We start from the raw sequence: 8,932 nt of genomic DNA on the forward strand, positions 1-8,932 counted from the left end.
CCCCCGACGTACAGGTTCAGAACTTCTTGATGTCCAGCTCGCCGTCGGCGTACTGCTTGCGGATGACCTTCTTGTCGAACTTGCCGACGCTGGTCTTCGGGACCGTCGGGATGATGGTCCAGCGCTCGGGCAGCTGCCACCTGGCGATGTGTTCGGCGAGGAAGTCGCGCAGCACCTCGAAGTCGGCGGTCGCGCCCTCCTTCAACACGACGGTGGCCAGCGGGCGTTCGCCCCACTTCTCGTCCGGTACGGCGACGACCGCGGCCTCGGCGACCTCCGGGTGCGCCATCAGGGCGTTCTCAAGCTCGACCGAGGAGATCCACTCGCCACCGGACTTGATGACGTCCTTGGCGCGGTCGGTCAGGGTGAGGAAGCCGTCGGGGCTGATGATGCCGACGTCGCCGGTCTTCAGCCAGCCGTCCTCGCTGAACTTGTCGGCGGGCCGGAAGGGTTCACCGTCCGCCCCTCCGTAGTACGCGCCCGCGATCCACGGACCGCGCACCTCCAGCTCGCCGGCCGAGGTGCCGTCCCACGGCAGATGCTCGCCGCCGGGGCCGGTGAGCCGGGCCTCGACGCCGGCGGGGAAGCGGCCCTGGGTGAGGCGGTAGCCCATCGCGTCGGCCTCGCTGACCCCGGCGGGCGGCCGGGCGACCGTGCCGAGCGGGGAGGTCTCCGTCATTCCCCAGGCATGGCAGACCCGCACGCCGAGCTTGTCGTAGGCCTCCATCAGCGAGGGCGGACAGGCGGCGCCGCCGATGGTGACCTGGTCGAGGCTCTCGATGTCCCGCGGGTTGGCGGTCAGCTCGGCGAGCAGGCCCTGCCAGATGGTGGGCACGGCGGCCGCGTACGTGGGGCGCTCGCGTTCGATCATCTCGGCGAGCGGTGCGGGCTGCAGGAAGCGGTCCGGCATCAGCAGGTTCACGCCGGTCATGAAGACGGCGTGCGGCAGGCCCCAGGCGTTCACATGGAATTGGGGGACCACGATCAGGCCGGTGTCCTCGTCGGTGAGGCCCATCGACTGGGTCATGTTGACCTGCATCGAGTGCAGGTAGATGGAGCGGTGCGAGTAGACGACGCCCTTGGGTTCGCCGGTGGTGCCGGAGGTGTAGCACATGGCGGCGGCCTGGCGTTCGTCAAGCTCCGGCCAGTCGTACGCGGTGGGCTTCCCGGCGAGCAGCTCCTCGTACTCGTGCACCTGAACGTCCGCGCCGTCGAGCAGCGAGCGGTCGCCGGGGCCCGAGACCACGATGTGCTCGACCGGCGTGAGCTGCGGCAGGAGCGGGGCGAGCAGCGGCAGCAGCGAGCCGTTGACGATGATCACGCGGTCGGCGGCGTGCCGGACGATCCACACCAGCTGCTCCGCCGGCAGGCGCAGGTTGAGGGTGTGGAGCACGGCACCCATGGCGGGGACCGCGAAGTACGCCTCGACGTGCTCGGCGTTGTTCCACATGAGCGTGGCGACCCGCTGGTCGTCGGCCACACCCAGTTCGTCGCGGAGCGCGTGCGCGAGCTGGGCGGAGCGTTCACCGATCTCGGCGAAGGTGCGGCGGTGCGGCTCGTCCTCGCCGGTCCACGTGGTGATCCGCGATGTGCCGTGGACGGTCGACCCGTGCTTGAGGAGTCGGGTCACAGTCAGCGGTACGTCCTGCATGGTGCTCAGCACGGCGTCCTCCCGGTGGGCGCTACGGAGCAGTAGGGTTTCCGCAGATTCTCACCGCATACCGCGTGGTATGTCACTAGTGCGGCGCCGATGGATGCGTGTGGGGACGAGTGATCCACACCATGTGCTCAGTGCACAGGCGCCAGCTCCGGGTCCGAGCGGAGCTTGCCGAGGGCCCGGGAGACCGCGCTCTTGACGGTGCCGACGGAGACCCCGAGCACCTCCGCGGTCTGGGCCTCGCTCAGGTCCTCGTAGTACCTGAGGACCACCATGGCTCGCTGGCGGGCGGGCAGTTTCAGGATCGCGCGCCACATGGCGTCCCTGAGCACCTGCTGCTCGGCCGGGTCGGCCGTCTCGGCCGCGTCCGGCTCGGGCAGTTCCTCGCAGGCGAACTCGTCGACCTTGCGCTTGCGCCACTGCGAGGTGCGGGTGTTGAGCAGCGCCCGGCGGACGTATCCGTCCAGGGCCCGGTGGTCCTCGATCCGCTCCCAGGCCACGTACGTCTTGGTGAGCGCGGTCTGCAGCAGGTCCTCGGCGTCGCACGGGTTGGCCGTCAACGAGCGGGCGGTGCGCAGCAGTACGGGCTGGCGGGCGCGCATGTAGGAGGAGAAGGACGGGTACGGGGCGTACGCGGCGTAGGAGCCGTGCGTGGCCGGCCTGGTCGCGGATTTCGACGCGCTCGGGCGGACGGGCCCCTCGATGACGGTCATGGCTCCACGCTAGGAGCGCCCGCACCCCTGCGGATCGGCCCCAGGTCCCGAACCCGCGTCCCCCTCTGGTTGTAGGAGCGGTGCCCGGTCCACCTCCTGAAGGTGGAGGCACCCGGAGCCGCCCCGGAGAGGGCGTCTCCGGGGCGGGCCACCGGTCCGGGCGGCCCTCAGCCGATCCGGGCCACCGGCGCGTCCACCAGGTTGCGGTCGATGAGCAGGGTGTGGCCGCCGTGCCGCTCCTTCACGTTGCCTCTGTACTGGTGGATGCGCCGGTTCGGGTACCAGGCACCCGGCGCGAACACCGGCTCCTTGTTCAGGTTCGGCTTGCCTCCGCGCCAGCGGGCGAACCACACCGCCTCGGGCAGGTCGCGCACCCCGGCCAGGCGGGACGCCTCCATGTGCGTGATGCCCGAGTCGGCGCTGCTGTAGAAGCCGGTGACGTAGCCCCGCCCGCGGACCGTGCGGTTCCAGGAGCGGATGAAGTCCAGGGTCCGCGCCTTGCACTTGGCGTCCCTGAGGTCGTAGCCCTCGATGTCGAGATAGAGCGGGCTGCCGTCGAGGATGCCGTGTGCCGCGGCCCGGCGCGCCGCGTCCCGGCCCTCGGTGCGGCCCTGTGCGACGGGGTCGTTGCCGATGCGTACGCCCTTCTTGTTCTTGGCGATCACGCAGGGCGGCTGCGAGCCGACGTACAGGGGCAGCACCCGCCAGCCCATGTTCCGTACCGAGCGCAGCCAGGTCTTGCTGAGGTGCGGCTGGGTCTTGCAGTGCCGGCCGCGGCCGCCGTAATAGACGCCCACGGCGCGGTAGTTCGAGGCGGAGTGCCAGGCGGCCATCGTGGACAGGGGCGGGGCCGTGCAGGTGTCGAAGGCGAAGCCCTTGAACAGCTTCGGGCTCGGCCGGGCCCGCTGCGCGCCCGGCGCTCCGGCGGCACCCTTCACGACCGCGCCGTTCTCGACCGGGCCGTTCTCGACAGCGCCGTTCACCACGGGGCCGGAGGTCGGCGCGGCCGCGGTCGGCGGTGCGGTCAGGGTGAGCAGGCCGAGCACAAAGAGGACAAGTCCAACGATCGGCTTTTTGTGGTCCATACGGCGAGTGAAGGGGCCCGCCCCTCAGGACGGGCCCTGACACGCGCACGGCGCCCGAGACTTCAGCCGTCCGAACCCAGGATCAGCCCCGAAGTGGGCACTCCGGTTCCGGCCGTGACGAGCACCCGGGACACGTCCGGCACCTGGTTCACCGCGGTGCCGCGCACCTGCCGCACGCCTTCCGCGATGCCGTTCATGCCGTGCAGATACGCCTCGCCGAGCTGCCCGCCATGGGTGTTCAGGGGCAGCGCCTCGGCGGCGACGAAGTCGGCGGCCTCGCCCGGCTTGCAGAAGCCGAACTCCTCCAGCTGCATCAGGACGAACGGGCTGAAGTGGTCGTACAGGATGCCGACGTCGATCTCCCCCGGAGTGAGCCCTGAGCCGCGCCACAACTGCCGTGCCACCACGCTCATTTCGGGCAGCCCGGTGAGGTCGTCGCGGTAGAAGCTGGTCATCTGCTCCTGCGCCCGGCCCGCGCCCTGCGCCGCGGCCGTGATCACCGCGGGCCGCTGCCGCAGATCACGCGCCCGCTCGGCGCTGGTCACCACGATCGCCTGGCCGCCGTCGGTCTCCTGGCAGCAGTCGAGCAGCCGCAGCGGCTCCACGATCCAGCGTGAGGCGGCGTGCTCGGCCAGGGTGATCGGCTTCCCGTAGAAGTACGCCGCCGGGTTGGTGGCCGCGTACTTCCGGTCGGTGACGGCGACATGGCCGAAGGCATCGGGGCCGAGCCCGTACGTGTGCAGATAGCGCTGGGCCGCCATCGCCACCCAGGACGCCGGAGTGAGCAGGCCGAAGGGCAGGGCCCAGCCGAGCGCGGCGCCCTCGGCGGACGGCTCGCGCTGCTGGACGCCGGAGCCGAAGCGGCGGCCCGAGCGCTCGTTGAACGCCCGGTAGCAGACGACGACTTCGGCCACTCCGCTCGCCACCGCGAGGGCCGCCTGCTGGACGGTCGCGCAGGCCGCGCCGCCGCCGTAGTGCACCCGCGAGAAGAACGAGAGCTCGCCGATACCGGCCGCCTGCGCGACGGTGATCTCCGGGCTGGTGTCCATCGTGAAGGTGACCATGCCGTCCACGTCGGCGGGGGAGAGGCCCGCGTCGTCGAGCGCCGCGTGCACCGCCTCGACGGCGAGCTTCAGTTCGCTGCGCCCGGAGTCCTTGGAGAACTCGGTGGCGCCGATGCCGACGACCGCCGCCTTCCCGCCGAGCGTGTCCCTGCTCCGTACGCTCATGCGTCCGCCCCTTCGGGAAGGCTCACGGTGACCGTGCCGGTGACGTGCTTGCCGATGCCGTTGGTGCCGACCACGTCTATCCGGGCCGTGGCGCCTTCCACCTCCGCGACCGCACCCGTCAACACCATCGTGTCGCCCGGGTAGTTGGGCGCCCCGAGCCGGATCTTCACGTTCCGCAGTACGGCTGCGGGGCCGAAGTGGTCAGTCACGTACCGTCCGACCAGGCCGTTCGTCGTCAGGATGTTCATGAAGATGTCGGGGGAGCCCTTCTCCTTCGCGAGCTCCGCATCGTGGTGCACGTCCTGGTAGTCGCGCGAGGCCAGCGCCCCCGCGACGATCAGGGTGCGGGTCACCGGGATCTCCAGGGGCGGCAGCACGTCCCCCGGCCGTGGGTCCTTCATGCGCTTCGCGCCTCCTCGGCACCGTCGCCCTCGTGGGCGATCAACTCCCCCAGATCTGCGAGGACTTCGGCCCCGCAGCCCAGATACGCGTCCAGTTGCCGGCCCCACAGGAAGTGCCGGTGCACCGGGTGGTCCAGGTCGGCTCCGGTGCCGCCGTGCAGGTGCTGGCCCGCGTGCACGACCCGGCGGCCCGCCTCCGCGCCCCACCAGGCGGCGGTCAGGGACGCGGCCCGGTGGTCGAGCCCCGCGTCCCGCCGCCAGGCCGCCTCGTACGCGGTGACCCGGATGGCCTCGGTGTCCATGTACGCGTCGGCCGCGCGAAGAAGCACCGCCTGCTTGGCGGCGAGCGGCTTGCCGAACTGCTCGCGCTCCGAGGTGTGTTCGACGGCCCGCGCGAGCGCGCCCGCGCACACCCCGGCCTGCAGCCCGGCGAACGCGGTGCGCGCTCCGGCGAGCACGTCCTCGTACACCTCACGGCCGCCCGCGCCGAGCCGTTCGCCCGGCGTCGCGTCGAGGACCAGGCGCCCCGCCGACCAGGGCGCGGTCAGCTCGACCGGCTCGACCTCGGCGTCGGCGGCGCGCACCATCCACAGGCTGTGGTCGGCCGCCGCCACCAGGACATACGTGGCGTCCCGCAGCCACGGCACCCAGGCGACGGTGCCGCTGAGCCGGCCGGCCGCGTCCGCCCGTACGCCCGGCTGCGCCGGGAACGCGCCCGTCGCCACCTCCGTACCGTCCTCCAGGGCGGGCAGCAGCCGCTCCCGCTGTGCGGCGCAGCCGTGCGCGGCGACGGCGAGCAGGCCGTACGCGCAGGTCGCGGCGAACGGCACCTGCGCGGTGGTGCGGCCCTGCTCCTCAAGCATCAGGACGAGGCCGAGCAGCCCGGTCTCCCGGACGGCGCCGCCCAGACCCGCCGCGCACAGCTCCTTCCACAGCTCCTGGTCGGCGCCGGTCCCCAGGGCGCCGAGCCGGTCCGGGGTCGACAGGTCGGTGAAGATCTGCGCGGCGAGCTCGCGGGCCGCGGACTGCTCCTCGGTGGGCGTGAAGTCCATCAGGCCACGCCCCCCGCTTCCGTCGCGCTCCCCACATCGGCCGTGCGCCCCGCACCGGACAAGGCGTCGGACACGGCGGTGGTCGGCCGGAACACCGGAAGCACCAACTCCGCGTCCACTTGCCGGAATTCGGCCCGCACCGGCATCCCGATCCGCACCTCGTCCGGCGCCACCCCGACGACATTGCTGATCATCCGTACCCCTTCGGCGAGTTCAACGAGACCGACCGCGTACGGCGGATCGAAGGCGGGGAAGGGCGGGTGGTGCATGACCACATACGAGTAGACCGTGCCCTCGCCGCTCGCCTCGACCGTGTCCCACTGGTCCGAGCCGCAGGCGTTGCACCCCGGCAGCCAGGGGAAGCGCAACGTCCGGCACGCCGTGCAGCGCTGGATCAGGAGCTGGTGGCGGTCGACGCCCGCCCAGAACCCGGCGTTGTCCCGGTTGATCACCGGCCGCGGCCGCTGCCCCTTCGACTTCTGCTTCTGCTTCTGCTCCGGCTTCGGCTCACGGCGCGCGGGCGCGTACTTGAGGATGCGGAAGCGATGCGTCCCGGCCGGCTCGCCGTTCGATTGGACGTCCATCCGGGTCGTCACGAAGTGCCCGGTGCCCAGCTTGGTCGTCTTCTGCCCGGAGACGGACTCGATCACCGCGTCGAAGGTGATCGCGTCGCCCGGCCGCAGCGGCCGCAGATACTCCTGCTCGCAGTCGGTGGCCACGACCGAGGTGAACCCGGCGCCGTCCAGGAGCGCGAACAGCTCCTCGTACGCCGCCGAACGCGCGCTGTGCCCGGAGAGACCGCCCATCGTCCAGGCCTGCAGCATGGTCGGCGGAGCGATGGCCTCCGGTCCGGTGTACGCGGGGTTGGTGTCGCCGAGCGCCTCGCACCAGTGCCGGATCATCGGCTCGTTCACCGGGTCCTTGCCCTGCCCGGCCTCGGCGGCGGCCCTGCCCTCGTACGCCTTCAACTCGCCCAGAAGCAGCGCCTGTTCAGCCGGTACGCCGGCGCCCGCCGCACCGTCCGCCCGCGCGTCCCGTTCCCTCGTCCCGCTCACCGCCGCACCTTCCTCATGCCGAGCCGCATCGTCGCGACGATCTCCCGTTGCACCTCGCTCACGCCGCCCCCGAACGTGTTGATCTGCGCCGCCCGGTTCATCCGCTCCAACTCGCCGTCCCCGTCCCGCCCGATGCCGTACGCACCGGGCGAACCGGCCCGTACGAGGCCCGCGTCACCGACGACCTCCTGGCACATCCGGTACACCTCGACCGCCGACTCGGTGCCCGCGAACTTGACCCCGCTGGCGTCCCCCGGCGCGAGCCGCCCCGCCCCCACGTCACTAACAAGGCGCCAGTTCAGCAAGCGCGTCGCGGCTAGGCGGGCGTGCACCTCCGCCAGACGGGATCTGACCCAGGGCACGTCCACGGGGCGGCGGCCGGTCACCGGGTCGGGGGTACGGGCATAGGCCAGGGCGCTCGCGTAGCAGTCCTCGGCCTGCATCCCGATCGCGGCGAGCGCCACCCGCTCATGGTTGAGCTGGTTGGTGATCAGGCCCCAGCCGCCGTTCTCCTCACCGACCAGGTTCGACGCGGGCACCCTGATCCCGTCGTAGTACGTCGCCGTCGTCGTCAGCCCGCCCACGGTCTCGATCGGCGTCCAGGAGAACCCGGGCGCGTCCGTCGGCACGAGCACGATGGAGATGCCCTTGTGCTTGGGCGCCTCGGGGTCCGTACGGCAGGCCAGCCAGATCCAGTCTGCGTTCTGCGCGTTGGACGTGAAGATCTTCTGCCCGTCGATCAGCCAGGTGTCGTCCTCCCGTACGGCCCGGGTGCGCAGGGCCGCCAGATCCGTTCCGGCGGACGGCTCGCTGTAACCGATCGCGAAGACCAGCTCGCCGCTGAGGATCCGGGGCAGGAAGTACTCCTTCTGCTCCTGGGTCCCGTACTTCATCAGGGTCGGCCCGACCGTGTTCAGGGTGACCATCGACACGGGCGCGCCCGCGCGGTACGCCTCGTCGAAGAACACGAACTGCTCGTCCGCGCCCCGCCCTTGGCCGCCGTACTCCTCCGGCCAGCCGAGACCTAGCATTCCGTCGGCACCGATGCGCCGCAGGATCTCGCGCTGCCGGGCGGGGTCGGTGGAGTCGGCGGGTTCGGCGGGCGCGTCACCGTGACCGCGAGTCTGGTCCGCGCCGGTCGGCTCCCGGCCGAGGACGCCGCGGAAGTACGAACGGAGTTCGGCGCGCAGCTGTTCCTGGCGCTCCGTGGGGGCGAGATGCACGGCGTCCCTCCTGGGACCTCGTACGAATCAGGGTTTCTGACTGTCCGTCAGAAACGCGCCCACTGTCAAGGTCACGGACACCGCCCCCGTGGGCCGCGCGGGTGGCGCGGCTGACTCAGGGCGACTTGGTGGCACGAGCGGCCCGGCGCACCCTCAACACGCCTGCGCGGCGGCACAGTTCGTGCCGCCGCGCAGTGTGCCTCCCCCACCGGGTCACGCCCCCGCCCCCTCACGAGGGCGTGGCCCGGCTCGATCCGGTGCCTTACCAGAGGTGGGTGAAGTTGACCGCGTACGTCTCGTTCGACTGGTCGATGGCCGTGAAGGCCGACCCGTCGACCTGCGCGTTGTTGTTCTGGTTCGAGGCGCCCGAACCCGTCGCCACCTGCTGATTGGTGGCCGAGTTACCGGCGTTGTCGTCCCCGACACCGCTACCCGCGATGGTCGCGACGCTGGCGTTCGACCCGTCGCTCGCGAAGCCGCCGTTGTCAGCCTGGGCCACGCCCGTGAAGAGTGCAGC

9 protein-coding genes are annotated in these 8,932 nt (G+C 71.6%); all 9 read right to left on the minus strand.

Annotation, left to right across the window (positions count from 1 at the left end; genetic code table 11):
- Nucleotides 1–16: 16 nt before the first annotated feature.
- Complete coding sequence (locus GUY60_RS29255) at nucleotides 17–1,663, minus strand: long-chain fatty acid--CoA ligase (protein ID WP_161703184.1); 1,647 nt, start codon at nucleotides 1,661–1,663, stop codon at nucleotides 17–19.
- Nucleotides 1,664–1,788: 125 nt separating this feature from the next.
- On the minus strand, nucleotides 1,789–2,361 hold the full coding sequence (locus GUY60_RS29260) for a SigE family RNA polymerase sigma factor (RefSeq protein WP_376771335.1): 573 nt from the start codon (nucleotides 2,359–2,361) through the stop codon (nucleotides 1,789–1,791).
- 176 nt (nucleotides 2,362–2,537) lie between these two features.
- Nucleotides 2,538–3,455 (minus strand): glycoside hydrolase domain-containing protein, encoded by a 918-nt coding sequence (locus GUY60_RS29265; protein WP_187370154.1) that lies wholly within the window; start codon nucleotides 3,453–3,455, stop codon nucleotides 2,538–2,540.
- Between the two features lie 62 nt (nucleotides 3,456–3,517).
- The gene (locus GUY60_RS29270; protein WP_161703188.1) at nucleotides 3,518–4,684 is read right to left on the minus strand and encodes a lipid-transfer protein; all 1,167 of its coding nucleotides are present in this window, start codon (nucleotides 4,682–4,684) and stop codon (nucleotides 3,518–3,520) included.
- Complete coding sequence (locus GUY60_RS29275) at nucleotides 4,681–5,085, minus strand: MaoC family dehydratase (protein ID WP_161703190.1); 405 nt, start codon at nucleotides 5,083–5,085, stop codon at nucleotides 4,681–4,683. The genes GUY60_RS29270 and GUY60_RS29275 overlap by 4 nt, the downstream gene beginning before the upstream one ends.
- Nucleotides 5,082–6,137: an acyl-CoA dehydrogenase family protein gene (locus tag GUY60_RS29280; protein WP_161703191.1), complete on the minus strand. Its 1,056-nt coding sequence runs from the start codon at nucleotides 6,135–6,137 to the stop codon at nucleotides 5,082–5,084. The genes GUY60_RS29275 and GUY60_RS29280 overlap by 4 nt, the downstream gene beginning before the upstream one ends.
- The gene (locus GUY60_RS29285) at nucleotides 6,137–7,120 is read right to left on the minus strand and encodes a bifunctional MaoC family dehydratase N-terminal/OB-fold nucleic acid binding domain-containing protein (RefSeq protein WP_187370155.1); all 984 of its coding nucleotides are present in this window, start codon (nucleotides 7,118–7,120) and stop codon (nucleotides 6,137–6,139) included. Before GUY60_RS29285 ends, GUY60_RS29280 begins: the two co-directional genes overlap by 1 nt.
- Nucleotides 7,121–7,188: 68 nt before the next feature.
- Complete coding sequence (locus GUY60_RS29290; protein ID WP_161703195.1) at nucleotides 7,189–8,415, minus strand: acyl-CoA dehydrogenase family protein; 1,227 nt, start codon at nucleotides 8,413–8,415, stop codon at nucleotides 7,189–7,191.
- Between the two features lie 262 nt (nucleotides 8,416–8,677).
- The coding region (locus tag GUY60_RS29295; protein WP_161703196.1) for a hypothetical protein at nucleotides 8,678–8,932 on the minus strand (255 nt) is incomplete at its 5' end.

Source organism: Streptomyces boluensis (assembly GCF_009908195.1).
GTDB lineage: Bacteria > Actinomycetota > Actinomycetes > Streptomycetales > Streptomycetaceae > Streptomyces > Streptomyces boluensis.

Coding starts and splice junctions, on each gene's coding strand:
- GUY60_RS29265 (WP_187370154.1), bottom strand. CDS start 3,455: ATGGACCACAAAAAGCCGATCGTTGGACTTGTCCTCTTTGTGCTCGGC.
- GUY60_RS29270 (WP_161703188.1), bottom strand. CDS start 4,684: ATGAGCGTACGGAGCAGGGACACGCTCGGCGGGAAGGCGGCGGTCGTC.
- GUY60_RS29275 (WP_161703190.1), bottom strand. CDS start 5,085: ATGAAGGACCCACGGCCGGGGGACGTGCTGCCGCCCCTGGAGATCCCG.
- GUY60_RS29280 (WP_161703191.1), bottom strand. CDS start 6,137: ATGGACTTCACGCCCACCGAGGAGCAGTCCGCGGCCCGCGAGCTCGCC.